Origin of the sequence: Tenacibaculum piscium (assembly GCF_021390755.1) — a bacterium.
Classification (GTDB): Bacteria; Bacteroidota; Bacteroidia; order Flavobacteriales; family Flavobacteriaceae; genus Polaribacter; species Polaribacter piscius.
Map to the genome: position 1 here is coordinate 439,662 of NZ_JAJGWR010000002.1, position 26,196 is coordinate 465,857.

23 protein-coding genes and 1 other RNA gene are annotated in these 26,196 nt (G+C 30.5%); 18 read left to right on the top strand and 6 right to left on the bottom strand.

The features are described from left to right. Nucleotides 1-41: 41 nt before the first annotated feature. Complete coding sequence (locus L0U72_RS06090; RefSeq protein ID WP_233885081.1) at nucleotides 42-464, top strand: lipocalin family protein; 423 nt, start codon at nucleotides 42-44, stop codon at nucleotides 462-464. 64 nt (nucleotides 465-528) lie between these two features. Here L0U72_RS06090 and recR read toward each other — a convergent pair whose 3' ends face one another. After that, nucleotides 529-1,149 carry a recombination mediator RecR gene (recR, locus tag L0U72_RS06095; protein ID WP_101917557.1) on the bottom strand — a complete coding sequence of 207 codons (621 nt, stop codon included), beginning with the start codon at nucleotides 1,147-1,149 and terminating at the stop codon, nucleotides 529-531. A 92-nt stretch (nucleotides 1,150-1,241) separates the two neighbouring features. On the opposite strand from recR, the gene L0U72_RS06100 reads away from it, so the two are divergent. The 15 genes from L0U72_RS06100 to L0U72_RS06170 all read left to right on the top strand — a co-directional run bounded on the left by L0U72_RS06100 (nucleotide 1,242) and on the right by L0U72_RS06170 (nucleotide 18,884). Next, the gene (locus L0U72_RS06100) at nucleotides 1,242-2,705 is read left to right on the top strand and encodes an aminoacyl-histidine dipeptidase (protein WP_233898665.1); all 1,464 of its coding nucleotides are present in this window, start codon (nucleotides 1,242-1,244) and stop codon (nucleotides 2,703-2,705) included. Nucleotides 2,706-2,776: 71 nt separating this feature from the next. Next, nucleotides 2,777-3,361: an acyl carrier protein phosphodiesterase gene (locus L0U72_RS06105; protein ID WP_101917560.1), complete on the top strand. Its 585-nt coding sequence runs from the start codon at nucleotides 2,777-2,779 to the stop codon at nucleotides 3,359-3,361. Next, entirely contained in the window at nucleotides 3,358-4,230 is an 873-nt protein-coding gene (locus L0U72_RS06110) for an RluA family pseudouridine synthase (protein ID WP_233898666.1), read from the top strand. Before L0U72_RS06105 ends, L0U72_RS06110 begins: the two co-directional genes overlap by 4 nt. Beyond that, a complete protein-coding gene (trmD, locus tag L0U72_RS06115) occupies nucleotides 4,221-4,901 on the top strand; it encodes a tRNA (guanosine(37)-N1)-methyltransferase TrmD (protein WP_101917563.1) in 681 nt (226 codons plus the stop codon). The genes L0U72_RS06110 and trmD overlap by 10 nt, the downstream gene beginning before the upstream one ends. 138 nt (nucleotides 4,902-5,039) lie before the next feature. Then, the gene (gene rplS, locus L0U72_RS06120; RefSeq protein ID WP_233885070.1) at nucleotides 5,040-5,387 is read left to right on the top strand and encodes a 50S ribosomal protein L19; all 348 of its coding nucleotides are present in this window, start codon (nucleotides 5,040-5,042) and stop codon (nucleotides 5,385-5,387) included. A 518-nt stretch (nucleotides 5,388-5,905) separates the two neighbouring features. After that, a complete protein-coding gene (locus L0U72_RS06125) occupies nucleotides 5,906-8,131 on the top strand; it encodes an NADP-dependent isocitrate dehydrogenase (RefSeq protein ID WP_233885069.1) in 2,226 nt (741 codons plus the stop codon). 180 nt (nucleotides 8,132-8,311) lie between these two features. Beyond that, the gene (gene murQ / locus L0U72_RS06130) at nucleotides 8,312-9,139 is read left to right on the top strand and encodes an N-acetylmuramic acid 6-phosphate etherase (protein WP_101917567.1); all 828 of its coding nucleotides are present in this window, start codon (nucleotides 8,312-8,314) and stop codon (nucleotides 9,137-9,139) included. Between the two features lie 303 nt (nucleotides 9,140-9,442). Continuing rightward, complete coding sequence (locus tag L0U72_RS06135; RefSeq protein ID WP_193700325.1) at nucleotides 9,443-9,688, top strand: DUF6095 family protein; 246 nt, start codon at nucleotides 9,443-9,445, stop codon at nucleotides 9,686-9,688. A 538-nt stretch (nucleotides 9,689-10,226) separates the two neighbouring features. Next, nucleotides 10,227-11,621: a hypothetical protein gene (locus L0U72_RS06140; RefSeq protein WP_233898667.1), complete on the top strand. Its 1,395-nt coding sequence runs from the start codon at nucleotides 10,227-10,229 to the stop codon at nucleotides 11,619-11,621. A gap of 30 nt (nucleotides 11,622-11,651) precedes the next feature. After that, entirely contained in the window at nucleotides 11,652-12,311 is a 660-nt protein-coding gene (locus L0U72_RS06145; protein ID WP_233898668.1) for a hypothetical protein, read from the top strand. Between the two features lie 233 nt (nucleotides 12,312-12,544). Then, nucleotides 12,545-13,378 (top strand): hypothetical protein, encoded by an 834-nt coding sequence (locus L0U72_RS06150; protein WP_233898669.1) that lies wholly within the window; start codon nucleotides 12,545-12,547, stop codon nucleotides 13,376-13,378. A gap of 130 nt (nucleotides 13,379-13,508) precedes the next feature. Beyond that, nucleotides 13,509-14,573 carry a hypothetical protein gene (locus L0U72_RS06155; RefSeq protein ID WP_233898670.1) on the top strand — a complete coding sequence of 355 codons (1,065 nt, stop codon included), beginning with the start codon at nucleotides 13,509-13,511 and terminating at the stop codon, nucleotides 14,571-14,573. 221 nt (nucleotides 14,574-14,794) lie between these two features. Then, the gene (locus L0U72_RS06160) at nucleotides 14,795-17,185 is read left to right on the top strand and encodes a hypothetical protein (RefSeq protein ID WP_233898671.1); all 2,391 of its coding nucleotides are present in this window, start codon (nucleotides 14,795-14,797) and stop codon (nucleotides 17,183-17,185) included. 21 nt (nucleotides 17,186-17,206) lie between these two features. Further along, nucleotides 17,207-18,367: a gliding motility-associated C-terminal domain-containing protein gene (locus tag L0U72_RS06165; protein WP_233898672.1), complete on the top strand. Its 1,161-nt coding sequence runs from the start codon at nucleotides 17,207-17,209 to the stop codon at nucleotides 18,365-18,367. 193 nt (nucleotides 18,368-18,560) lie between these two features. Further along, entirely contained in the window at nucleotides 18,561-18,884 is a 324-nt protein-coding gene (locus L0U72_RS06170) for a DUF805 domain-containing protein (RefSeq protein WP_101917580.1), read from the top strand. Between the two features lie 81 nt (nucleotides 18,885-18,965). On the opposite strand, the gene rny is transcribed toward L0U72_RS06170, so the two are convergent. The 4 genes from rny to L0U72_RS06190 form a co-directional block, all read right to left on the bottom strand. Further along, nucleotides 18,966-20,573 carry a ribonuclease Y gene (gene rny / locus L0U72_RS06175; protein WP_233897218.1) on the bottom strand — a complete coding sequence of 536 codons (1,608 nt, stop codon included), beginning with the start codon at nucleotides 20,571-20,573 and terminating at the stop codon, nucleotides 18,966-18,968. Between the two features lie 47 nt (nucleotides 20,574-20,620). Next, nucleotides 20,621-20,731, bottom strand: a non-coding RNA gene (ssrS, locus tag L0U72_RS06180) — 6S RNA. A 59-nt stretch (nucleotides 20,732-20,790) separates the two neighbouring features. Next, the gene (locus L0U72_RS06185; protein WP_101917583.1) at nucleotides 20,791-21,078 is read right to left on the bottom strand and encodes a cell division protein ZapA; all 288 of its coding nucleotides are present in this window, start codon (nucleotides 21,076-21,078) and stop codon (nucleotides 20,791-20,793) included. Between the two features lie 13 nt (nucleotides 21,079-21,091). After that, the gene (locus tag L0U72_RS06190; protein ID WP_233885044.1) at nucleotides 21,092-21,382 is read right to left on the bottom strand and encodes a hypothetical protein; all 291 of its coding nucleotides are present in this window, start codon (nucleotides 21,380-21,382) and stop codon (nucleotides 21,092-21,094) included. A 148-nt stretch (nucleotides 21,383-21,530) separates the two neighbouring features. Between L0U72_RS06190 and L0U72_RS06195 the strand changes: the two genes are divergently transcribed. Together L0U72_RS06195 and L0U72_RS06200 are read left to right on the top strand one after the other, a co-directional pair. Continuing rightward, entirely contained in the window at nucleotides 21,531-23,222 is a 1,692-nt protein-coding gene (locus tag L0U72_RS06195; RefSeq protein WP_233898673.1) for a M23 family metallopeptidase, read from the top strand. Between the two features lie 65 nt (nucleotides 23,223-23,287). Then, entirely contained in the window at nucleotides 23,288-25,795 is a 2,508-nt protein-coding gene (locus L0U72_RS06200) for a TonB-dependent receptor (protein ID WP_233898674.1), read from the top strand. Nucleotides 25,796-25,809: 14 nt separating this feature from the next. On the opposite strand, the gene L0U72_RS06205 is transcribed toward L0U72_RS06200, so the two are convergent. Then, complete coding sequence (locus tag L0U72_RS06205; RefSeq protein ID WP_317206239.1) at nucleotides 25,810-26,172, bottom strand: hypothetical protein; 363 nt, start codon at nucleotides 26,170-26,172, stop codon at nucleotides 25,810-25,812. Between the last annotated feature and the right edge of the window lie 24 nt (nucleotides 26,173-26,196).

Below are 26,196 nucleotides of genomic sequence, written 5' to 3' on the forward strand. Positions count from 1 at the left end.
AAGAGTAAACGAACAATAATTTAACATAAAAATCCCCTATTATGAAAAAAATAATTTTAGTATTTGCAACAATGATGTTCCTGTTTTCATGTTCTTCTGAAACTGAAAAAGTACCCGAAGACAATGAAACTGAAGAAGTTGATATTATAGTAGGATCGTGGAAATTTATTAAAAAAAAGGGCGAAGAAGCAATTAATAATTGTGATTTTCAAGACACTTATGTATTTAGGAAAGATAATTCCTACTCTTTTAACGATTATAATGATAATTCTGGTTTATGTGAAAAAGATGCTAAAGAATCTCGCAAAGGATATTGGAAAAATAACAACAACAAAACCTATAATATCAAAATACAAGGATACGAAGGAAACGGCGCTGACTTAAATATTATTTTTTCTGATGACAATCAAGAATTAACTTTTTCAAACAACGGATTTACCTATCGAAAATCACCATCAATATAATATTTTATAAAAAAAGCGATGTTTAAACATCGCTTTTTTATACTATTTTTTATAAGTCTTTTTTTTACTGATTACTCACTGATTGTTCAAAAGGAATTCTATTTACAATACTTCTACCAAGCGTAACCTCATCAGCATATTCTAACTCATCACCTACCGAAATTCCACGGGCAATTGTAGAGGTAATAATTTTATACTTCTCAATGTGTTTGAAAATATAAAAATTAGTCGTATCGCCTTCCATAGTCGAACTTAACGCAAAGATCAACTCTTTTACTTCACCTTGTTTTACCTTATCAACTAAAGAAGTTATTTGCAAGTTTTGAGGACCAATACCTTCAATCGGTGAAATTTTACCACCCAAAACATGATAAACACCTCTAAATTGAGCCGTATTTTCAATCGCCATGACATCACGAATATCTTCCACCACGCATACAATTTCAGTATTTCGTTTCGGATTATTACAAATTTCACACAGAATAGTATCTGAAATATTATGACATTTTTCGCAGGTTTTTACATCGTTTCGCAAACGTGTTAAAGCTGTTGTTAAATACTCGGTTGTTTGGGTGGGTTGTTTTAATAAATGCAATACCAAACGAAGTGCCGTACGCTTGCCAATTCCTGGTAATCGGCTCACTTCTTGCACTGCGTTTTCTAATAATTTTGAAGAAAAATCCATAGGACAAATTTACATTTTTTCAAACAATGCACGCTATATATCTCACTTAAAAAAAGTACCTTCGTGCTTTAAAGTTAAAAATCTTATTTACAATGAATTCAGATATAAAAAACCTAGAACCGAAAGCTATTTGGAAAAATTTTGCGAATTTAAACGCAATACCTCGTCCATCAAAAAAAGAAGAAAAAATCATTCAATTTATGGTAGATTTTGGTGAAAATCTAAATTTAGAAACCATGGTTGATAAGGTTGGAAACGTAATTATTCGTAAACCAGCTTCTGTTGGAATGGAAAATCGCAAAGCCATTGTATTACAAAGTCATTTAGATATGGTACATCAAAAAAATGCTGATACCGTTTTTGATTTTGATACCCAAGGAATTAAAATGTTTATCGAAGGTGATTGGGTAAAAGCTCAAGGAACAACTTTAGGTGCCGATAACGGTTTAGGAGTTGCGTCAATTATGGCTATTTTAGAAGCTTCGGATATTGCACATCCTGCTATTGAAGCCTTGTTTACCATTGATGAAGAAACAGGAATGACTGGCGCTATGGGATTAGATGCTGGAATCTTAAAAGGAGAAATCTTATTAAATTTAGATACTGAAGATGATGATGAAATCAGCATGGGTTGTGCAGGTGGCGTAGATGTTACCGCAACAAGAAAGTATCCCCAAGAAAATACACCTGAAAATACCACCGCTTTTTCAATAGCAATTACAGGATTAACAGGAGGACATTCAGGAATGGATATTCATAAAGGTTTAGCAAACGCCAACAAAATAATGAATCGTTTGTTATTTGATGGTTTTACCAACTTCGGATTGCGTATCGCTGAAATAAATGGCGGAAGTTTACGTAATGCTATTCCTCGTGAAAGCTTCTCAAAAGTAGTGATTGATACCATTTCTAAAGAACCTTTTTTATTCGAAACTCAAGAATTAATAAACACCATTAAAAAAGAGTTTGCTTCCTTAGAACCTAATTTAGCAATCGTATTAGAAACGATTGAAACGCCCAAATATGTAATGGATTTAGGCATTCAGGAAGGATTAATTAAAGCTGTATATACCGCATTAAACGGCGTGTATCGTATGAGTCCAGATATTGAAGGATTAGTTGAAACATCAAACAATATTGCACGTGTTACTGTAAGAGAAGGAAATGTTGAAATAGCCTGTTTAACACGTTCTTCTTCGGATAGTAACAAATGGGATTTAGCAAATTCATTGCGCTGTGCCTTTGAATTAGCTGGTTTTAATGTAGAATTTTCAGGAACCTATCCAGGTTGGTTGCCAAATTTAGATTCTGAAATATTAAAAATTGTTGAAAAATTATACGTAGATTTACATAACGAACAACCTAATGTTGCCGCTTGTCATGCAGGTTTAGAATGTGGACTTTTAGGACAAAATTATCCTGAAATGGATATGGTTTCTTTTGGTCCGAATATTAGAGCACCACACTCTCCTGATGAACGCGCACAAATATCATCAACTCAAAAATATTGGAAATTTTTATTAGAAATCTTAAAAAATATTCCTAGTAAAAACTAAATATCAATAAAAAACGTACAACCACAAATTAATAGTTTGTGGTTTTTTGTTTGAGTTTTATTCTTTAATTTATGAATCTTTTATCACATTTATATTTATCGGGAAACAATACCCAATTAATGATTGGTAATTTTATTGCCGACCATATTAAAGGAACTAAAATTTCTCATTTCAAGCATCATATTCAAAAAGGAATTATTTTACACCGTCAAATTGATACCTATACCGATGCACACCAAATTGTTCGAAAAAGTAAAAGACGCTTACACGAACGCTACGGACATTATGATGGCGTAATTATCGATGTTTTTTATGACCATTTTTTAGCCAAAAATTGGACAATGTATTCTGAAATTCCATTAGATATTTATGTAAATTCCGTATATCAATTATTGCATAAAAATAAGGCTATTCTTCCTGAAAAAACACAGAAATTATTACCTAGTATGATTCAATATGATTGGCTCTATAATTATCAATTTACCAATGGAATTCAAGAGGTTTTAAATAGCATCAATAAACGCACCGAAGGACGCTCAAAAATGAATCTAGCTTCTGAAGATTTAACCATTCATTATAAATTATTTGAAGAAGATTTTAACCTTTTTTTTGAAGATTTACGTGCTTTTAGCAAACTTCAAATATCCCAAATATGATGTTATCTGAAACACATAAAGTACCTTTTCTAGAAAAATCAATTCGATTACAAGAATACGCCGTTGGTATTTTTAAAACAATTCCAACAAAATCGGGCATCAAAAAAGCAATTAAGAAAAAATTGGTTTTCGTTGATGATAAAATTGCAACAACAGCACTTTTTATCAATGGAAATGAAAAAATAGAATTATACAAAACATCGGAAAAAGAAACACTTAAACAATTTGAATTTCCGTTAGAAATTCTTTTTGAAGATGCTTATTTAGCTGTTATTTATAAACCTGCAGGTATTTTAGTTAGCGGAAATTCGTTTGCAACTATCGATAATGCGCTACTGCAAAACATCAAAAAAAGCCCTTTGGAAGATGCAACACGTCCACGTCCCGTACATCGATTAGATTATCCGACAAGCGGACTTTTATTAATTGGAAAAACAAATTCGAGCATCATCGCTTTAAATAAATTGTTTGAAAATAAAGAAATTACAAAAACATATCACGCTATAACTATCGGGAAGATAGAAAATAACGGAATTATTGATTTTCCTATTGATGATAAAAAAGCACAAACATCTTATAAACTGATAAAATCAGTTATTTCTGAACGATTCAAAATGTTAAACCTTGTTGAATTATCACCAAAAACAGGAAGAAAACATCAATTAAGAAAACATTTATTCGCTATAAATAATCCAATTTTAGGCGATAAAGAATACTTTTCAGAAGGTTTGATCTTAAACGGAAAAGGACTCTATTTACACGCCTCTACCCTACAATTTGAACATCCGTTTACAAAAAAACAATTCGTAATCACAAAAGAACTTCCGAAGAAATTTAAAAAAATTATATCTTTGCCAACATGCGAATAGATATTATTACCCTAGCACCCGATTTATTAAAAAGCCCGTTTGAACATTCAATGATGAAACGTGCCATTGACAAAGGTTTAGCCGAAATTCATTTTCATAATTTACGTGATTACGGACTTGGCTCTTACAAAAAATTAGATGACACCCAATTTGGTGGTGGCGCAGGTATGGTTTTGATGATTGAACCGATTGATACTTGTATTTCGAAATTACAAGCTGAAAGAGCGTATGACGAAATTATTTATATGACGCCAGATGCAAAAACGCTAAATCAATCAATAGCGAATACCCTTTCGTTAAAAGAAAATATTATCATTTTAACAGGACATTATAAAGGTGTCGATCAACGTGTACGTGATAAGTTTATCACCAAAGAAATTTCTATTGGCGATTATGTTTTAACAGGCGGAGAATTAGCCGCAGCCATTTTATGTGATGCCGTTGTGCGTTTAATTCCTGGGGTTTTAGGCGATGAACAATCGGCACTAACAGATTCATTTCAAGATAATTTATTATCACCACCCGTTTACACAAGACCCGCAGAATATGACGGAATGAAAGTTCCTGAAATATTATTATCAGGGAATTTTCCGAAAATTGACAAGTGGCGAGAAGAAAAAGCCTACCAACACACCAAAAATATAAGACCCGATTTATTGAACGATTTATAAAATAAGTTAAAATATTATTATAAAATAACCATAAATAAGTATGTGTTTTACAAAATTTTAATTAATTTTGCCGTCATAAATTAACCTCTGACGATACTCGTGAATGTTGTTTTATAAAACTATATAAATATCATTACCATGGATTTAGTAAAATTTGTTCAAGACGAATTTGTAACAAGAAACGAATTACCAGAATTTTCAGCTGGAGATACACTTACTGTGTATTATGAAATTAGAGAGGGAGAAAAAGTACGTACTCAGTTTTTTAGAGGTGTAGTTATTCAAAAAAGAGGTGTTGGTGCTTCTGAAACTTTTACAATCAGAAAAATGTCTGGTACTGTAGGTGTTGAGCGTATCTTCCCTATTAACTTACCTGCTATTCAAAAAATTGAAGTAAACAAAAAAGGTATTGTACGTAGAGCACGTATCTTTTACTTTAGAGATCTTACTGGTAAGAAAGCAAGAATTAAAGAAAGAAGAGGTTAGGAATAACATCTATATTCAACTTATAAAAAAGCATTGTGATTTTTCACAGTGCTTTTTTTTGGCTTAAAAAATCAAGTTCTCTTGTCAATTCAAGTGATTTTAGAGCCTGTTTAAATTTCATCTAAAAAAAAACATCACAGAAAAATAAGAAATAGAATCCGTCAACCTAAATTTATTTCAGGTTCGCATCCTGATTTTCTGTGTTTTTTAGCTTTTTGATGATTCTTGTCAATTCGAGTGATTTTAATGATTAAAAGGAATTAAAATTGTATCGAGAATTTGAATTATTTTGATTAATTGAATATAAAAAAATCACAAACATCTTTTTTTAAAGAAAAACACCTCTCAAACTGATCTGTTTTTTTATCATATTGATAATAAAGTACCACAACTATTAACATTTTATCATCAATAAACTCATAAGTAATTATTAAATTTGTAATAATTCAATATAAAATTAATAATTAGGTTGCGTGTTTTTAAGAACACCTTTCTAAAACTCTCTAAAAAACTGAAATATGAGCAAAATTGCAAAAATTATGTACACAAAAACGGACGAAGCTCCTGCATTGGCTACTCGCTCGTTTTTACCTATTGTAAAAGCTTTTACAAAATCATCTAACATAGAAATAGAAACAAAAGACATCTCGCTTTCAGCACGTATTCTTGCTAACTTTTCTGATTTCTTAACACCAGCACAACAAGTTGAAGATGCCTTAGCTTTTTTAGGAGATTTAGCCAAAAAACCAGAAGCAAATATTATTAAATTACCAAATATTTCTGCCTCTGTTCCTCAATTAAAAGAAGCAATTAAAGAATTGCAAACATTAGGATATGCGTTGCCAAATTTTCCTGAAGAAGCAACCACCGAAGAAGAAAAAACAATTCTAGCACGTTACAATAAAATTAAAGGTTCAGCTGTAAACCCAGTTTTACGTGAAGGAAACTCCGACCGTAGAGCTCCGAAAGCAGTGAAAAATTATGCCCGTAAAAATCCGCACTCAATGGGTGCTTGGAGTAGCGATTCTAAAACTCATGTAGCGACCATGGATGCTGGAGATTTTGCACATACTGAAAAATCAGTAACGGTAAAAGACGCTACCGATGTAAAAATTGTACATACAAGCAATAACGGAACAATAACCGTATTAAAAGAAAAAACAGCCTTGTTAGCAGGCGAAATTATTGACGGTTCTTTAATGAGTAAAAAAGCATTAATCGCATTTTTATCAGAACAAATTAACGATACCAAAAACAAAAAATTATTGCTTTCACTACACATGAAAGCAACCATGATGAAAGTATCTGACCCAATTATTTTTGGGCATGCCGTTCGTGTTTTCTTTAAAGATTTATTCGAAAAATATAACGAAACCTTTAAAGAAATTGGCGTTGATGTAAATAACGGATTCGGAAATTTATTAAGCAATTTAGAAGAAGTATCCGCAGAAAAAAAAGCAGCGATTTTAGCAGATATTCAAACTATTTACGATGCAAATCCTGACCTTGCTATGGTAAATTCTGATAAAGGAATTACCAATTTACACGTTCCTTCAGATGTAATTATTGATGCTTCCATGCCTGCAATGATTCGTACTTCTGGACAAATGTGGAACAAACAAGGAAAATTACAAGACACAAAAGCCGTAATTCCTGATAGCTCATACGCTGGATTATATCAAGAAACAATCGATTTCTGTAAAAAGAATGGCGCTTTCGATCCAACAACAATGGGAACTGTTCCTAATGTTGGTTTGATGGCACAAAAAGCCGAAGAATATGGTTCGCACGATAAAACTTTTGAAATTTCAGAAAATGGAAAAGTTACCGTAATCGATTCAAATGGAACTGTCCTAATATCTCACGAAGTGGAAAAAGGCGATATTTGGAGAATGTGTCAAACAAAAGATGCACCTGTTCAAGATTGGGTAAAATTAGCCGTTACTCGTGCTAGAGCATCTCAAACTCCTGCTATCTTCTGGTTAGGAAAAGAAAGAGCGCATGATACTGAAATCATCAAAAAAGTAGAGAAATATCTACAAAATCATGATACTGAAGGTTTAGATATTCAAATTTTATCGCAAATTGAAGCCACTAAATATACCCTAGAAAGAGTAAAAGAAGGAAAAGATACCATCTCTGTTACTGGAAACGTATTACGTGATTATTTAACCGATTTGTTCCCGATTTTAGAATTAGGAACTTCCGCTAAAATGTTATCTATCGTACCATTAATGAATGGTGGTGGATTGTTCGAAACAGGTGCTGGTGGTTCTGCTCCAAAACACGTGCAACAATTAGTAGAGGAAAATCATTTACGTTGGGATTCTTTAGGAGAATTTTTAGCATTAGCCGTTTCTTTAGAACATTTAGGAACAAGTACAAATAATCCGAAAGCAAACGTTTTAGCCGAAACACTAGACGATGCAACCGATAAATTATTAGATACTAAAAAAGGACCTTCAAGAAAAACTGGAGAACTTGATAACAGAGGTTCGCATTTTTATTTAGCAATGTATTGGGCAGAAGCATTAGCAAATCAAAATAAAGAAACGACCTTAAAAACTCAATTTACACCGATTGCTGAAAAATTAGCGAAAAATGAAGCCGTAATTGTAAATGAATTAAATAAAGTACAAGGAAAAGCAGTCAATATCGGCGGTTATTATAAACCAAATGATACCTTAACAGACAATGTTATGAAACCTAGTGAAACTTTAAATACAATTTTACAAAGTATCTAAAATATTTGTAAATAAAAATAATCTATTGAAAAGTAGCTGTTCATTCAGCTACTTTTTTTGGTTTGATAATTTTGATAATAATGAGCGAACACATAGGTTCGCCCCTACATTTAGAATGTATCAATTTATAAAAACGTGATAAAATATCAATTAAAAATTTATAATTCCTAAATTTGAAATATGAAATTTATAAAAACAACCGAACAAACATCAAAATATAATGATTTAGAAAAAATGAGCGTTTCTGAATTATTATCAAACATCAATAAAGAAGATAAAACAATACCAAATGCCGTAGAAAAAGCATTGCCACAAATTGAAAAATTAACAGCAATTATCGTTCAAAAACTTAAAAAAAATGGACGTTTATTCTATATCGGGGCTGGAACTAGCGGACGCTTAGGGATTTTAGACGCAAGCGAATGCCCTCCTACTTTTGGCGTTTCCCCCGAATTAGTTACAGGAATTATCGCTGGTGGAGATAAAGCCATCAGAAATGCCGTGGAAAATGCCGAAGACAACCAAAACCAAGGTTGGATAGATTTACAAAATCAAGAAATTACAGAAAATGATGTCGTTATCGGTATTGCCGCCTCAGGAACAACACCTTACGTTATTTCAGCACTAAAAAAATGCAACGAAAATAAAATAATAACAGGTTGTATCACTTGTAATAAAAATAGTCCGCTCGCTGTAACTGCCCAATTTCCTATTGAAGTTGTTGTTGGTTCAGAATTTGTTACTGGAAGTTCTCGTATGAAAGCTGGTACGGCTCAAAAATTAGTCCTAAACATGATTTCAACCGCTACCATGATTCAACTTGGAAAAATAAAAGGAAACAAAATGGTAGATATGCAACTATCTAACGAAAAATTAGTGAAAAGAGCCGAAAAAATGTTAGTTGCTGAATTAAATATCCCACCCGAAAAAGCTACCGAAATATTAAAAAAATACGGAAACGTTCGAAATGCTATCAATAACTATACTATCAAAAATAAAAACGAATAACATTTAGAACCTATTTAAAAATTAAATAAACGGTCAGTTCGAGTGATTTTTTTCCTTCAAAAAAATTGTATCGAGAACTTTTTAACATATAAATCAACATAAAATAACTCAAATTCTCGATACAATTTTAATTCCTTTTAGTCATTAAAATCACTCGAATTGACAAGAATCATCAAAAAAAAAGGAATAACTACGGCAAATCAGGATGAGAACCTGAAATAAATTCAGGTTGACGGATGCGGTTTCTTATTTTTCTACTATAAAACTTTTTAAATTTCATCTGAAAAAAATATAAAACAAAAAATGACCAAAAAAACAACCAACAAAAACGTATTAAAACGGTTTTTTATCTTATTAGGATTACTATCCGTATCGCCAATTGTAATTACTATCGGGTTTAAAGCTCTTAAAATATATACCGAAAATCCTGAAAAATATATCGCCTATTTTTTAGTAGCACTTGGCGTATTTTTAATCCTGTTTAGTGTATATTATGGTTTTAAAACTATCAAAACTTTTTTAGATGCCCTTTTTGATGCCGAAAAATAATTTTTTTTCGTGAAATTATATCAATTCAAATACCGCTAAAATCAATTTATAAAATAACAATTAACGAATCCTGAAAATAAATAAGAATAATTATTTTTATCATAACAATTAAGCCATTTTTTAACTTTTTTAAGAAAAATAATCTAGTTTTTATATCAAAAAAACAAAAACAAATAAGCATTTTTAAAATCCATTGTCATATCATCAAAAAAATGTTTTAACCTTATTTTATAGCGTTTTAGCTTCAAATAAAAAAAATAAAACCTTTAATTAATTGATAAATATATCGGCTAATTACATTAATTTTTAATGATTTTTAAAGCCTTTTTTTAACTACTCGAAAATCATCAGAAAAAAAATAAAAAATAAGCATTTATCAAAAAAAAAAAGCAGAAAAATAGAATTATATTTTGTTAGTTGTTTTATATATAAACACTTAACAGCGTTATATTAAATATATTTTATCATAAAATATATTTAAAAATAGTTTCATTTTACTTAAATAAAGGTTAATATTGTAAAAAATTTACACAACAAGATGAAGTTTAAAATTTCTTTACTACTCTTTTTACTAACAAATATCACCCTTTTTGCACAAGTAAAAATAGGGAACAATCCTAACGCTATTGATTCAAATTCTGTTTTAGAGCTTGAAAGCCCTGATAAAGTTTTAGTAATTACCAAAATGAATACTACAACAATGAACTCAACAACGCCTTTAAAAGGTGCATTAGTTTATAATACTGATGAGAATTGTGTGTTTTCATATAACGGAACTATTTGGAGAAGTTTATGTCAAACTGCGAGTTTTATCACAGATAATACACCTCCAACCGATAATAACACGGGGGATTTCTGGATTGATAGTTCAAGCGGAAATATCATGAATATTTGGAACGGTTTAAGTTGGATTCCAATAAATAGTAAAATAAAAACAGGAACAGGAATACCAGACAATATAACAGCTCCAAATCCAATTGCGGGAGATGTATATATTGATGTTGCTACTGCAAAAACGTACACCTATAATACGGCAACTTCAAGTTGGGTTACACAAACATCAACAAATACAGGAACTTCCGTAGAAGTTACAACAGCAAACACCGCTCCTACAACTAATAATAATAAAGGAGATTTTTGGATTAATGATACGGCAGGTTTAAACAATCCAACAAGTATTTATGACGGTACAACTTGGGTTTTATTAAATTCAACATCAACAAATACTCAAAATCCTGTAAAAGTTATAAATAATACAACTGCTCCTGCAAATCCTAATAATGGAGATTTTTGGGTTAATCCAACAACCAACGAAACAAAAATTTGGGACGGTACAACTTCAACTTGGGTTTTATTAAATGGAAATCCGAAGAAAGGAACTGGAATACCTACCGATACAACTGCTCCAAATTCAGTGGCTGGTGATATTTATGTAGATATCGCAACAGGAACAATTTATGCTTATACGGGAACAGCTTGGATAACACAAACAAATACAAATACTCAAAATCCTGTAATAGCAAGTAATGGTTTAACTATTGATGATACTACTGACCCTACAAAAAATAACATACAATTAGGTGGGAAATTATTATCTGATACTACTATTGATACAGACGGAAAGGCTTTTGCTATTAAAAATTTACAAACTGGAGATATTACAAATGATGATATTGTTACTATTGATAGAACAACAGGAGAATTAAAGAAAGTAACCTTAAATACAGTTCTTAAACAAGAAGTAACTAAATTAACAGCAACAGCAGATCAATTAGATTTTACAATAACTTTAAAATCTGAAGATAAAATAAACGTATATAGAAATGGCGTTCGTGTAGATTTTACAATAAACCCTGCTAAAACGGGTATTACATTAGAGCCTAACGCAAAATGCTACGCAGGCGACCAAATAAGAATAGTTCAATTATATTAAATAAAAAACCCCAAATTTTAAAATCAAAAAATGATGAGAAAAACAAATTCTTTTAAATTAGCCGTAGTTGCTGTCGGAATGTTAGCAATCGGAACTGTAAGCGCACAAACAACTGATTTAGATGTTACTGCTGTTGACAACAAAGGTACAATTAAAACATTAAAAGTTGGTAACGGTATTACTTCAGAATTCGATGCTACTGATAATTCAACTACTTACTCAATAGGTGGAACTTTAACTGCTCCTGCTACTATTACTGCTACTACAACTAATTACTTTGCTGTTGCAGGTCTTAATGAAGCAAGTATTGCTAATGGTGATTTACCTGCTACTGATTTTAATAATCCTGGTTTAACTTTAATGGTAAGAGATGAAACTACAGGAGAGGTTAAAAAATTATTAGCTTCAGATGCAGCTAAATATTTAAGTGCTTTTAATGCTGCTGCTTATGGTGAAGGAAATAGTACTACTATTAGTGTTCCTGGTTTACCTGAAATTAATCCTGCTAGTGCTGTAGATGCTTTAACTACACTAGATTTTAATAATAAAAAATCTAGATTATTTGTATATAAAAACGGTGTTAAATTAGTTTTTACTACTGATTTTACTGTTAATACTGCTGGACAAGTTGATTTATTAGTACCTGTTATACCAGCGAATGACTTTATTGAAGTACAATTTACAAACTAATATTACTGCTTAAAAGCATTACAACTTAATTGAATTATTACTTATAACTTTTGGCATTGGTTCTTATTTAGAGCCAATGCTTAAAAGTTATAAATTACAAAAATAGTTGCTTACTTTCCCATCTAAACTATTTATAATACCCCAAATTACCGTTATCCTCCCCCCTGACTAAAAACACAAATCTACTCTGATTTGGTGTTTTATATTATCATATAATTTAATCTAGTAAGGACATGATAGACTACAAAAGAAATACCATTATATTAATTTTTGCCTTAATTTTTATCTCATTAAAAATAACAGCACAAAGAACTAGTGTTGTTGATAATAAAGGAACTATCAAAAATGTAAATACAAGTGTTAGTAGCGGTACATACGCTCCTGCAAATCCTTTAGAAGGTGATATTTGGTTTGAAAGCAATCCGACTAATAATAAAGTTAAAATTTATGATGCTGATGAACCAACACCAGCCAATAGATGGAAAAGTATTTCTAATCAAAATATATACACTGAAAATGGAACTTTAACGGGTATTAGAGACTTAAATGGAGCTGGTAATAGTTTATTCTATTTTAATTTAGATTCATTTCAAGTTTATGATACAAATGAGATTCAATTAAGATGTGAAACTTATTTTCAAATAGAAGGAAAATTAGGAATTTACCTTTATAATACCACTACAATACATGAAGACCTTTCTCTTAAAAAACGTTTTATAGATGCCAGTAATAAAGCTGGTACGAGTGGTCAAATATTATCATCAACAGGAACAGGTACAAAATGGACATCTAATAATACGCATCCGATAGAAAATACTACTAATAATTTTATATTAGATGAAACTCATCATACAATTATTTTAGACAATACCACACCAATAACCATTACAATTCCTGATGCTTCTACGGCAAAAGGACGGATATATATCATAAAAACCAATACGCTCGGTACAGCGACATTATCAAGAGATTATATACCAACGGATAGAATTCCTTTAACAATACTTGCAAATTCATTAACATATCATCTACAATCGGACGGAACTAATTGGCAACAAATAAATTAAAATAATTATATTTTTTATTATTATCCATAATTAAATTATATTTACGCGATTTAAATATAACTCCCTATACGCTATTTTTTAAAAATATTTTAAAAATAATCGTATATTATGTTCTCTAATAGTAAAAAAGATGAAAAATTATAAAAACTACTTATTTATCTTAGTATTTATTTTTATTTCGATAAAAATAAATGCACAAGAATTTAATGTTGTTGATAATAAAGGAACTATAAATTCGGTATTTAAAAATAAAGTAACAACTTCTCCGACCGCAAGTCCTCCTGCTTCAAAAATAGAGGGCGATGTTTGGTTTGATACGACTGCTAGTGAAATTAAAATTTATGATGGTAGTATTTGGAAAAAACTTTCTGATTTTGTTAATAAAACTATTTATACTGATAATGGAACTATAACTAGTAATAGAACGATATCAGGAAATGCCGTAAATCGATTTGATATTAGTTATTTTAAAGCTTTTATGGTTTCTAACACTGAATTTATAACTTTTGATGCTACTCAAAATATTAATTTACAAGCAACTAATGGAATTGATTTCCGTAGTAATACGATTGCAAATGAAAATTTCCAAGTTATAAAAGGACTTTTAGATAAAGATGGCGATGTTGGAACAACAGGACAAATTTTATCATCAACAGGAACGGCTACTGAATGGATTGATAATACAGCATCAGTATATACAGGCTCTTTTATTATAGATGCTCCAACAACAACTACTACAGATATAAATTTTGATAAAATAATAACAGGATTGCCTTTTAAACCATCTCAAATAACTTTTGTTGCACATGCAAATATTGAAAGTTTTGACACTGATAGTAAAAATAGCGATAGAAGAAACTCAAATACTTTACAAAATTCTTTCGGTACAATGAATGGTTTTGCCAGATATGACAAAACTCCAGCAACGACTACACAATCTGTTATATTTGTAGGAGGAAGTGGTAATTCTATTAATGATATTTCAAGACTTTCATCAAATAGTAATTGTATTGGTTTAAGATATACGAATAATAATGGAAACGATTTAGGTAAAATTATGGGGAATTTAACATCTTTTAATAATGATGGTTTTACTATAAATGTAAAATATACTTTAGGAACTTCAGGAAATACCACTAATAAACAGCTTATTTTTAAAGAAAGTCTAATCGTTTTATACACTGCTTATAAATAAAAAACCAGCTTTTTATAAAATTGATATTGCAAATAACAGGTCAAATTACTAAAAAAAACCTTTAAATAAAAACTTAATATATTAAGAACTAATCGACAACAAATAAATTAATTAATAATATATTTATATAATTATGTTTTTTTCAATTATATTTACCCAAAATATATGAAAAATTACACGCTTTGCTATAGGTGTGTTTTCTTGTTAAGAAAAAAAAAAAAATGATAAATTATAAAAATCGCTTATTTACCTTAATTGTTCCTTTTATTTTCCTTTCAATAAAAGTAAATGCACAAGAATTTAATGTTGTTGATAATAAAGGAACTATAAATTCGATATTTAAAAATAAAGTAACTACTGGCTCAAGTCCTCACCTTAATCCAATAGAGGGCGATGTTTGGTTTAACGATACTGATGGTAAAATTACCATATGGGACGGTACTAATTGGAAAAAACTTTCTGATAGTAATAATATTACTACAAACATTTACAATGCAAATGGTAGTTTAACAAACCATCGAGTTTTAACAGGGAGTACAGGAACTGGCGGGAGATATGACTTATCTTTTAACGATATTGGAAACTTTACTGTAAACACTACTGTAACGGAAATACTTAGTTCTGGAGAAACTAAGATTGGTTCTAGTGGAGCTAATACCACAATTAAAGCAAATAATACTATAGTACTAAATACTAATACAAGTGTTGCTAAAAACCTTACTGTAGATGAAAATTTTCAAGTAAAAAAACAATTTATAGATGCTGGTAATAATGCAGGAACAGCAGGTCAAATTTTAGCATCAACAAGTACAGGTACTAGTTGGATTGATAACACTAAAAATAAAGTAACAACAATTGCTACCGCACCTCCTTCTCCAGTAGAAGGCGATGTTTGGTTTGACACAACGGCTAGTGAAATTAAAATTTACGATGCTGATGAACCAATAATTGCAAATCGTTGGAAAAAATTAGCTGATAGTAATAACCTTACTGAAAATATTTATACTGCCAACGGAACGTTAACGGCTAATCGATTATTAACAGGTAACAGCAATTCATTTCGTTTTACAGATTTAAGTGATTTCTATATAGACGGTACAAATTATATCGCACTACAATCTACAGGTTTTTTAGATTTAAGAGCTACTAATGGTATTAATGTCGTTGACCATGCACGGTTCGTAGAAAACATTACTGTAGATAAGGGTTATAAAGATAGTACTGGAAGTTTTGGTGGCGATGGTCAAATTTTAGCATCAACAAGTACAGCAACTAAATGGATAGACAATGATGCTGCACATACAGGAACAACAGGTTCTATATTTTTTGCAGGAGCAGATGAAAAACCAACAGAAAATAATACTCAGTTAAGCTGGGATGATACAAATAAGAAGCTTTATGTAGGAAACCCTTTTAACATTTCGGATACTAATAAATTAACAGTAAACGGAACAGCAAGGGCTATACGTTTTAGGAGTTCTAATGGTACTGTGGGTAATCCTGCCTTTAAATTTTCAGATGATAACAATACAGGAATGTATCGTATTGGAGAAGATAATTTAGGTTTTTCAACCAATGGTACAAATGCTTTAGCAATAGATGCGACACAGAATATTAGTATTCCGAAGAACTTATCTGTAACAGGTACTTATGCTGATACAAATGGTGATGCTGGAACAACAGGACAAATTTTATCATCAACAGCAACGGGAACAGATTGGATTGATAATCCTGCATTAAATAATTGGTTAACCACAGGAAACTCAGGAACAACAACGATTAATTTTTTAGGAACTACCGATGATAAAAAAATGCAAATACGCTCAAATAATATTCCTTTATTGGAGTTTGGTCGTAGGCAAACCCTAGGATTAACACAAAGTTATCCTGATTATACTGATGATAATCAATCAGTAGTACATATTAAAGGAAATAATGGAGTTTCAGCACTACAATTTGAATCAAGTGGTGCTAATTTTTATAAACCGATATTTTTTACTACATCAAATGGAAGTTTTAGATTGAAGGGAGCTTCTGGTAAAACTGATTTTTTCGAAATTGGTTCTGCTGGCCCAGATAATCAAGGTCGTTTAGAATTTGTTATTGGTGATGATGGTGATGAGCCAATCGTTTTTAAAAGATATGATTACAGAGGAGCTCAATTTCACCGAGAGTTATTTCGTGTTCAAGGTAGTAATGATACACAAAATGCTAAAACAAGATTTGGTATTAATTTAAATCAACAAGAAGTACCCATTTCTAGTAATTTAAATGCTAATTATAATGATGCTTCTTTTAAAAGGGCAAATTCGACCTTTCAAGTAGTAGGTTCTGTTTCAAAATCGATAACAAGTACAAATACTAATTTTACTTTAACAGAAGACAACTATACTTTGATTTTAAAAAATAATACAGCTACAAATATAACAATTACAATTCCTGATGCTTCAACGGTAGAGGGAAGAATATATATTATTAAAACAAGTGCTTCAGGATTTGCTACATTATCTAGAAATTATGTAAGTAGTAATAGCACCACGACTCTTGGACTTACAAATGCCACAGTATATCATTTACAATCTGATGGAACAACTTGGCAACAAATAAACTAATTTTCACATACATATAATACTATGAGAAACCTACTTTTTATCATTTTATCCACTACGATTACATTTGCTCAAACAGCTTTTTATAATGATGCTAGCGGAAATATTCAATTGCATGATAACGCTAAAATAGGTTTTCATACTGATTTAGAGAATAATGGAACTTTTGATACTTCTAATAACTATAAAGGTTTAGCAGGTTTTTATAACGATACCAAAACATTAACCGTTTCAGGAACTGAAAAAATAACTTTTTATGATGTTGAAATTGATGTTGCAAACGATTTGGTATTAGAAAAATCGTTAGCACTTACTAATGAATTAAGTTTTATCAATGGTAACGTTATTACTGATAAAAATGACTTGGCTATTTCTTTGGAATTTAATAAGCATAATTTTTATGCAGGAGAAAATGATGAGAATCATATTAATGGTTACGCAACGGTAATTGGGAAAAATGATTTTACATTTCCAATTGGTGATGGCGACCGTTTACGCCCAATGATTTTGCCTATTCAAAATACGGCAACTACTTTTTTAGGAGCTTATTTCTTTGAAGATCCAAACATGCTAAGTACTTTTTCTGGTTCAGCTTTAACAAATGATAAAGAAGATTTTATTGATATTATCAGTAAAAAAGAATTTTGGGATTTAAACGGAGATTCAGCAACAAGCGTAACTTTAACTTGGGATAATTTTAGTGATATTGGTACATTATCTGATGACAGTCAAAAATTAAGAATTGTAGGTTGGAGTATTTTAGAAAATAAATGGAAAGATCTTGGTGCAAAAAATCTTACTGGAGATTTAACAAAAGGAACACTAACTTCGGATGTTTTTATTCCTGATAATTATGAAATTATTACAATTGCTTCAGGTTTTGCTGATTCAAAATCGAATTATGTAAATCTTTTAATATCACCAAATGGCGATACGAAAAACGAAACCTTAGTATTTAAAAACTTAAAGAAATATAATACAAATCGTTTAGAAATATTCAATCGTTGGGGTAATACAATTTACAAAACCGATAATTACAACAATGATTGGAACGGAATATCAACAGGACGTGCTACAGTAATATCAAAAGAAAAACTACCTGCAGGAACGTATTTCTATATTTTAAAATACGGAATCAATAATTTATCGAAAACTCAAAAAGGTTGGGTTTATATTAATCGATAAATATATATTGTAATTCGAGCTTTATAATAAAAAAAGAATAGAACAACAAGAGGTTTAAACGCCTCTTGTTCTCTTTAAAAAAATACATATTACTAACTGAAATAAAATCAGTTTTAGTAATTTTCTAGATTGTGCAATACTGAAATAAATTGTATCACTGATAATCTTTAAAAGTAAATTTAAAAAAGATAAGATGAATTATTACTTCAAAGTATTAGAAAATTATACCACATTTAATGGACGTGCAAGAAGAAAAGAATATTGGATGTTTACTTTATGCAATGTTATTATTTCTTTAATATTTGGATTTATTTGTGGTTTTCTAGGTCTTCCAAAATTAGCGAACTTATACTCATTAGCAGTATTACTTCCCTCAATAGCAGTTGGAGTTAGAAGAATGCATGATGTAGGTAAAAGCGGTTGGTTTTTACTGATTCCAATTTACAATTTCATCCTTGCAGTAACAGAGGGAGAAAAAGGTGAGAATAAATATGGAATAGACCCAAAAACAGCATAAATAATTTTACTGATTATATTTAAATAAAAAAATCCTCATCAAATGATGAGGATTTTTTATTTATATGTGTAAATAGATAGCTTATTTTGCTACATTTACGGCTCTAGTTTCACGGATTACGGTCACTTTTACTTGTCCTGGATACGTCATATCATTTTGTATTTTTTGTGAAATATTAAATGATAATTCAGCTGCTTTTGCATCGTTAACCTTTGCGCTTTCAACCATAACTCTTAATTCACGACCTGCTTGAATAGCGTATGCTTTTTGAACTCCTGTAAATCCAAAAGCAATGTCTTCTAAGTCTTTTAAACGTTGAATATATGAATCTAATACTTGACGACGAGCACCTGGTCTAGCTCCTGAAATAGCATCACAAACCTGTACAATTGGCGATAATAAACTCTTCATTTCTATTTCATCATGATGCGCTCCAATAGCATTACAAACATCTGGTTTTTCACCATATTTCTCTGCCCATTGCATTCCTAATAAAGCGTGTGGTAATTCACTTTCTGTTTCTGGAACTTTACCGATATCATGTAACAAACCAGCACGTTTGGCTGCCTTTGCATTTAAGCCCATTTCTGCGGCCATAATACCACAAAGATTTGCTACCTCGCGAGAGTGTTGCAATAAGTTTTGACCATAAGACGAACGATACTTCATACGTCCAACAATTTTTATTAATTCAGGATGTAAACCATGAATTCCTAAATCGATAACGGTACGTTTACCAACTTCTATAATTTCTTGACTAATTTGTTTCTCTGTTTTTTTAACAACTTCTTCGATTCTTGCTGGATGGATTCGTCCATCGGTTACTAATTTATGCATTGATAAACGAGCAATTTCTCTACGAATAGGGTCAAAACAAGATAAAATAATTGCTTCAGGCGTATCATCAACAATAATTTCAACACCAGTTGCAGCTTCTAAAGCACGAATATTACGTCCTTCACGCCCAATAATTCGTCCTTTAACATCATCTGATTCTAAATTAAAAACAGACACACAATTCTCTACAGCTTGCTCTACTCCTACTCTTTGAATGGTATTTAAAACAATTTTACGAGCTTCTTGTTGTGCTGTCATTTTAGATTCTTCAATGGCAGTTTGTACAAATGACATGGCATCAGCCTTTGCTTCATCTTTTAAAGATGCTACTAATTCTGTTTTCGCATCTTCTGCCGATAAGCCTGAAATTTGTTCTAGTATATCCACATGATGTTTATGTGCTTTTTCTACCTCAGCTTCTTTCTTTTCTAAAATTTCTATTTTATGTTCAAAATCGGCTTCTTTCTTTTCTAAAACTTGAATTTTAGCGTTAAAATCGCTGGCTTTATTTTCTACGGTTTTATTTAATTTCCTATTTTTATCTAATTCTGATGAAATTAAACTTTCTTTATCTCTAGTTCTTTTTTCTACATCAGAGATTTTCTTTTCTCTAGATAAAATAACTTTTTCGTGTTCCGATTTTAATTCAATAAATTTTTCTTTCGCTTGTAATATTTTATCTTTTTTTATTGCATCTGCTTCAATTCTAGCTTCTTTTACAATATTTTTAACTTCTTTTTTTGTTTCTAGTATCAGTTTATTGGCTTTAGATTTCTCTAGTATTTTAGCGATAATAAAACCAATTGCTACTCCTATAATTCCTGCTAAAACAGGAAATAAACTTCCATCCATAATTTTAATTTAATTGTATAAAAAAACCTACATTAATAAGGTTTTATAAACTCCGTAAAAACAGGTTTAGGACTAACTGGCTTGTCAAGGATCCGATACTAAAAATCGGCATGCTTTAAAAACCAAGACTCATCCTTTCTAAATAAATAGTGTTGAGTTTAATAAACAATATACTAATGTAGGCAGTAATATTAATTTTTTTATTTTTTAAAGAACGTTATAAATACTTATCTAACAAAGTAGTTAAGTCATTTATTTTATTGGTTACTTCAGTATTTTCTTTAGTATTTTTTAAGGATACTATTTCTAATTTAGATGCGAATTGCAATGCACTCATTGCCAATACATCTTGTTTATCTGATACTGCATAATTTCGCTCAAACTCAACAAGTAAATCATTAATATTTTTTGCAGCGGTTCGCATTCCTTGTTCTTGATTGGTATTATCAACACTTAAAGGATACGTTCTTCCTGCAATTACTACATTAACTTTTATTTTTGTCATGTTAAAGAACTTTTTATGAATTCAGAAGATTAATACAAGTATCAATCTCTCGAATTAAAGTATTTATTTTGAGTTTTGTTTCTCTGGTATTTTCTTTACTGCCTTGTATAGTTTTCGCAATTTTAAGCAATTTATATTGCTCTTGATTAATTTTCAATGCGGTTGTTTTCTCTTCTAACAAAAGGGTTAATTTTGCATTATTTTCATGCAAAATTTCATTTTCATCTTTTAAAAATTCATATTTATGTAGTAAGTTTTTCAACTTATCTTCAAGTAAATGAATTGCTTCTAAAGGGGTACTCATTTATTTTTTGAGAATAAAACTATATCTACAAAGTTATCATTATAGATTTTAAATAGCAACACTTTTTTGTTTTTTTAACAAACACCTGATTATAAACCTTCTAAGTATTTGACTTATTTTTAGTATTTTTGTTTAAAACCTCGGTGATTTGAAATTTTATTTTTCCATTATTTTATGTTTATTTTTTTATGTAGGAAATGCTCAAAAGCAGTATCCTACGGATTATTTTTCTGCTCCATTGAAGATTCCGATTATTTTATCGGGTACTTTTGGCGAACTTAGAAGCAATCATTTTCATTCTGGGATTGATATCAAAACGCAGGGAAAACAAGGGATTCCTATTTATGCTCCTGCAAATGGCTATGTTTCTCGCTTAAAAGTTTCACAATATGGTTTTGGAAAAGCGATTTATTTAAATCATCCAAATGGATACACGACCGTATATGCGCATCTTAAAAAATTTGAAACTGCTATTGAAAAATATGTAAAAAGTATTCAATATCGAAAGAAAAATTATCAGACAGGAAATATCTTCACGAAAAAAGATCTTTTCCCTATCAAAAAAGGACAATTAATCGGATATACAGGCGATACGGGTGGTTCTGGAGGACCTCATTTACATTACGAAATTAGAGATACGGAAACAGAACATATTATCAATCCGTTATTATTTGGCATCAATCCAAGCGATAACAAAGCGCCTACGATTCAAAAAATAATGGCGTATCCGTTAAATGGTCAATCTCGAATTAATAATTCAAGTTTAAAATCGATAATTAGCTTTAAAAAAACAGCTCCGAATACCTATATTAGTGAACGAATTACTGCAAGTGGCGTTATTGGTTTTGGCGTTAGTGTTTTTGATAGATTAAATGATGCTATCAATAAAAATGGAATTTACAGCCTAGAAATGACCGTTAATGGTACACGTATTTATTATCATGATGTAGAAACTTTTTCTTTTGCGGAAACAAAATATATTAATTTATTGATTGATTATCCTCATTATAAAACCTATAAAAATAGGCTTCAAAAAACACATAAAGTATCGGCAAATCGGTTAAATTTATATGAAGATTTAGTAAATAATGGAAAAATAACTATTGAAAATGGTTCAAATTATCAGGTCGAAATTATAGCTAAAGATATTAAAAATAATACGGCAACCATTAAAATACCGATTAAAGGTGTTGCTAGTAATTTGGTTTTCAAACAAAAAGATACGACAAATTTTAAAATTATTGCCAAGGATTTTCAGAAATTTAATCTTAAAAATGTAACGGTTGCTTTTCCTAAAAACACGTTTTATAACGATTGTTTTATTGATTTTTCGGTGGATAATGGCGTGGCAAAAATCCACCATAAAACCATGCCGATAGACAAAAGATATACACTTACTTTTGATACTTCTTTTTTAAGTGATCTTCAAAAACAACAAGTATATATTGCCAATGTTAGCAACCCAAAATACACAAGATACACCCGAACAAAAAAGAAATTAAATAAAGTATATACCTCTACAAAAACTTTAGGGAATTATCAATTATTATACGATACCAAAAAACCAATTATTAAATTGACGAATTTTAAAAATGGACAATGGGTATCGAAAAGTAAAACTTTAAAAGTAAAAATCAAAGATTATCAATCGGGGATTAAAGAATATACCGCAACGATTGATGGAGCATGGATTTTAATGGAATACAATCATAAAAGAGGAATACTTACTTATAATTTTAAGGATAATAAACTCGTTGGAAGTAAACATATTTTCAAAATTATTGTCGCAGATAATGTTGGAAATACCCAAACGCTTTCGGCAGTTTTCTATAAGAAATAAAAAGTGATAAAAAATATTCAGAAATTCTCAGAAATCATGAAAAACTTTAAAAACTTTAAAAAACGTTGAAAAAAATACTCTTTTTACTGCTATTTCCTTTGTCTATTTTGTCTGTTTTCGCTCAAAAAACAGCGATTGTAAAAGGAAGAATTACCAATACATTCAAAATGCCGATTCAAGGCGTTGCGATTTCTTATTTATCAAAAGGAACAACCACCGATGCTGATGGAAATTATCAATTTACAATTCCGATGCATAAAACCGTAAGCGTTACTTTTAGCCATATTTCCTACAAAACAAGCACCAAAAAATTCACTTCTCGTGGACGAAAAATATTCAACTACGCTCCTATTCTATCTTTTAAAACCGAAGAATTAGCGGAAATCAGTCTTAAAAATCATCGAAAAGAAGCCCAAGGAATTACTAAAATTTCAACCCAAAAAGCAACAAAAATACTCGGTGCAAATCAAGGCGTTGAAAATATTTTGATGACTTTACCAGGCGTTAGCAACAACAATGAATTAAGTACACAGTATAATGTTCGTGGCGGAAATTTTGATGAAAATCTGGTGTATGTAAACGGAATTGAAGTCTATCGTCCTTTTTTAATTCGTTCTGGACAACAGGAAGGTTTGAGTTTTATCAATTCGCAAATGGTACAAAATATTGACTTTTCAGCAGGTGGATTTCAAGCAAAATATGGCGATAAATTAGCGTCAGTTTTGGATATTTCATACCGAAAACCAACCGATTTTAAAGCGAAAATAGCCCTTAGTTTATTAGGCGGAAGTTTTACTTTAGAAGATACTTTTTTAAAAGATAAATTAAGTGCTATCGTAGGAATTAGATACCGAGATAATAGTTTATTTGTCAATAGCAAACAAGTTGATGTTGATTTTAAACCGACTTTTGCTGATGTTCAAAGTTTTTTATCCTATGATTTTTCTGATAAAATAACCTTTAATTTTTTAACTAATTTTTCATTAAATACATATCATTACAAACCTTTAACTCGAAAAACACGTTTCGGAACTCTTGATAATCCACAGGAATTAATCGTGTATTATCAAGGACAAGAAAAAGATGAATTTAAAACCCTTTTTGGTGCTTTTTCAACCGATTATAAAGTAAATGATGCGTTAAAAATAACAGGAACAATTTCCAGTTTCAATACGCAAGAAGAAGAATATTTTGATATTGCCGCCTTTTACCGCTTAAACGAAACGCCAATAAATTCGGATAACAACTCGAATAATACTATAAAAAACACTGATTTTAACAATACAGATGCCGTTAGTTTTTCTCAAGGAATTGGCTCACAAATAAATCATGCTCGTAACGATTTAGATGCTTTAATAAGTAATATTCAAGTAAAAGCAACGCTTAAAGATGGAAAAAATCAATGGAAAACTGGGGTTAAATTTCAATCAGAAAATATAAAAGACCGCATTAATGAATGGGAAATGATTGACTCCTTAGGCTTTGCGATTCGTCCGCCACATCATGCTGGAAATAACCAACCTTACCAGCCTTTTACAGCACCGATTGAACCCTTTAACAACGTAAAAGCAACAAATAATATCGATATACAACGCATCACTAGTTTTTTGCAATTCAGTCGAAAAACAACTTGGAAAAAGCAACAAGTTTGGATGAATATCGGAATTAGAACGCATCATTGGAACATAAAAAATACATTAAAAAACAATATAGCATCTTCTAAAAATCAATTAATTATAAGCCCAAGAATACAATTTGCCATCAAACCAAATTGGGATAAAGATATGCTTTTTCGAATCGCTGGAGGATACTATTCGCAACCGCCATCGTACAAAGAATTACGAGATTATAACGGAGAAATTCATCCGAAAGTAAAAGCTCAAAAATCAATACATATCGTCGCTGGAAATGAATATAGCTTCAAAATTTGGGAACGTCCGTTCAAATTAACATCAGAATTATATTATAAAAATTTAACCGATGTTAATGCCTATTCCGTGGATAACGTTCGAATTCGATATCGAGCCGACAACAACACAAACGCCTACGCATACGGATTAGATGTACGTTTAAATGGTGAATTTGTCCCCGGAAATGATAGTTGGATAAGTTTTGGATATTTGAAAAGTCAAGAAAACACCAATAATCAAGGATATATTGCCAGACCAACCGACCAACGCTTAAAATTTGGTGTGTTATTTCAAGATTATGTACCCAATATTCCCGATTTAAAAGCATACTTAAATATGGTCTATAATACGGGCGTTCCTGGTGGTTCACCTTCCTATGCCGATGTGTATCAATATCAAAACCGATTGAACGATTATAAACGTGCCGATGTTGGTATCTCTTACGTTTTTACCGATATGTCAAAAAAAATAACGAAAAATAAAACAGGATTCTTAACAAACTTTAAAGAATTAACCGCTGGTTTAGAACTCTTTAACCTATTTGATATCCGAAATTCAATAACCAATACTTGGGTGCGTGACGCGTACAGCAAACAACAATACGGAATCCCTAACTATATGACCGGAAGAGTTTTAAATATTAAAATTAATATGGAATTTTAGATAAAATATCTTTTTTATATCTTCATATAACTTTGCCAATGTACTAAAATGTATTTTTCGTTTTGAGCCAGAAAACCGTATTCATAACAAAATAAATAAACCTGTCCTTTACTATTTTTCCAATAATTTGTAAAATAAGTTGGATCAAAACCTTTTGCTAGTAGTTTTTCTTTTCTAACACTAGCAAGTCCTGCTTTATTAAATGCTTTTAATACTTTTCTGTTATTTTTCAATTTTTTATCTATGTTGAAAAACAAACCATCTTCTTTTTCTTTATTTTTTTCATAATGATAGGAAGACCGACAATAAGAAGAACAATATTTTTTATCACTTCTTCCTTCTAATTTATTTTTGCAATGAAGACATTTTTTTTCCATAAGCATATAATTAACCGTTTAATA

Coding starts and splice junctions, on each gene's coding strand:
- L0U72_RS06090 (WP_233885081.1), top strand. CDS start 42: ATGAAAAAAATAATTTTAGTATTTGCAACAATGATGTTCCTGTTTTCA.
- recR (WP_101917557.1), bottom strand. CDS start 1,149: ATGGATTTTTCTTCAAAATTATTAGAAAACGCAGTGCAAGAAGTGAGC.
- L0U72_RS06100 (WP_233898665.1), top strand. CDS start 1,242: ATGAATTCAGATATAAAAAACCTAGAACCGAAAGCTATTTGGAAAAAT.
- L0U72_RS06105 (WP_101917560.1), top strand. CDS start 2,777: ATGAATCTTTTATCACATTTATATTTATCGGGAAACAATACCCAATTA.
- L0U72_RS06110 (WP_233898666.1), top strand. CDS start 3,358: ATGATGTTATCTGAAACACATAAAGTACCTTTTCTAGAAAAATCAATT.
- trmD (WP_101917563.1), top strand. CDS start 4,221: ATGCGAATAGATATTATTACCCTAGCACCCGATTTATTAAAAAGCCCG.
- rplS (WP_233885070.1), top strand. CDS start 5,040: ATGGATTTAGTAAAATTTGTTCAAGACGAATTTGTAACAAGAAACGAA.
- L0U72_RS06125 (WP_233885069.1), top strand. CDS start 5,906: ATGAGCAAAATTGCAAAAATTATGTACACAAAAACGGACGAAGCTCCT.
- murQ (WP_101917567.1), top strand. CDS start 8,312: ATGAAATTTATAAAAACAACCGAACAAACATCAAAATATAATGATTTA.
- L0U72_RS06135 (WP_193700325.1), top strand. CDS start 9,443: ATGACCAAAAAAACAACCAACAAAAACGTATTAAAACGGTTTTTTATC.
- L0U72_RS06140 (WP_233898667.1), top strand. CDS start 10,227: ATGAAGTTTAAAATTTCTTTACTACTCTTTTTACTAACAAATATCACC.
- L0U72_RS06145 (WP_233898668.1), top strand. CDS start 11,652: ATGATGAGAAAAACAAATTCTTTTAAATTAGCCGTAGTTGCTGTCGGA.
- L0U72_RS06150 (WP_233898669.1), top strand. CDS start 12,545: ATGATAGACTACAAAAGAAATACCATTATATTAATTTTTGCCTTAATT.
- L0U72_RS06155 (WP_233898670.1), top strand. CDS start 13,509: ATGAAAAATTATAAAAACTACTTATTTATCTTAGTATTTATTTTTATT.
- L0U72_RS06160 (WP_233898671.1), top strand. CDS start 14,795: ATGATAAATTATAAAAATCGCTTATTTACCTTAATTGTTCCTTTTATT.
- L0U72_RS06165 (WP_233898672.1), top strand. CDS start 17,207: ATGAGAAACCTACTTTTTATCATTTTATCCACTACGATTACATTTGCT.
- L0U72_RS06170 (WP_101917580.1), top strand. CDS start 18,561: ATGAATTATTACTTCAAAGTATTAGAAAATTATACCACATTTAATGGA.
- rny (WP_233897218.1), bottom strand. CDS start 20,573: ATGGATGGAAGTTTATTTCCTGTTTTAGCAGGAATTATAGGAGTAGCA.
- L0U72_RS06185 (WP_101917583.1), bottom strand. CDS start 21,078: ATGACAAAAATAAAAGTTAATGTAGTAATTGCAGGAAGAACGTATCCT.
- L0U72_RS06190 (WP_233885044.1), bottom strand. CDS start 21,382: ATGAGTACCCCTTTAGAAGCAATTCATTTACTTGAAGATAAGTTGAAA.
- L0U72_RS06205 (WP_317206239.1), bottom strand. CDS start 26,172: ATGGAAAAAAAATGTCTTCATTGCAAAAATAAATTAGAAGGAAGAAGT.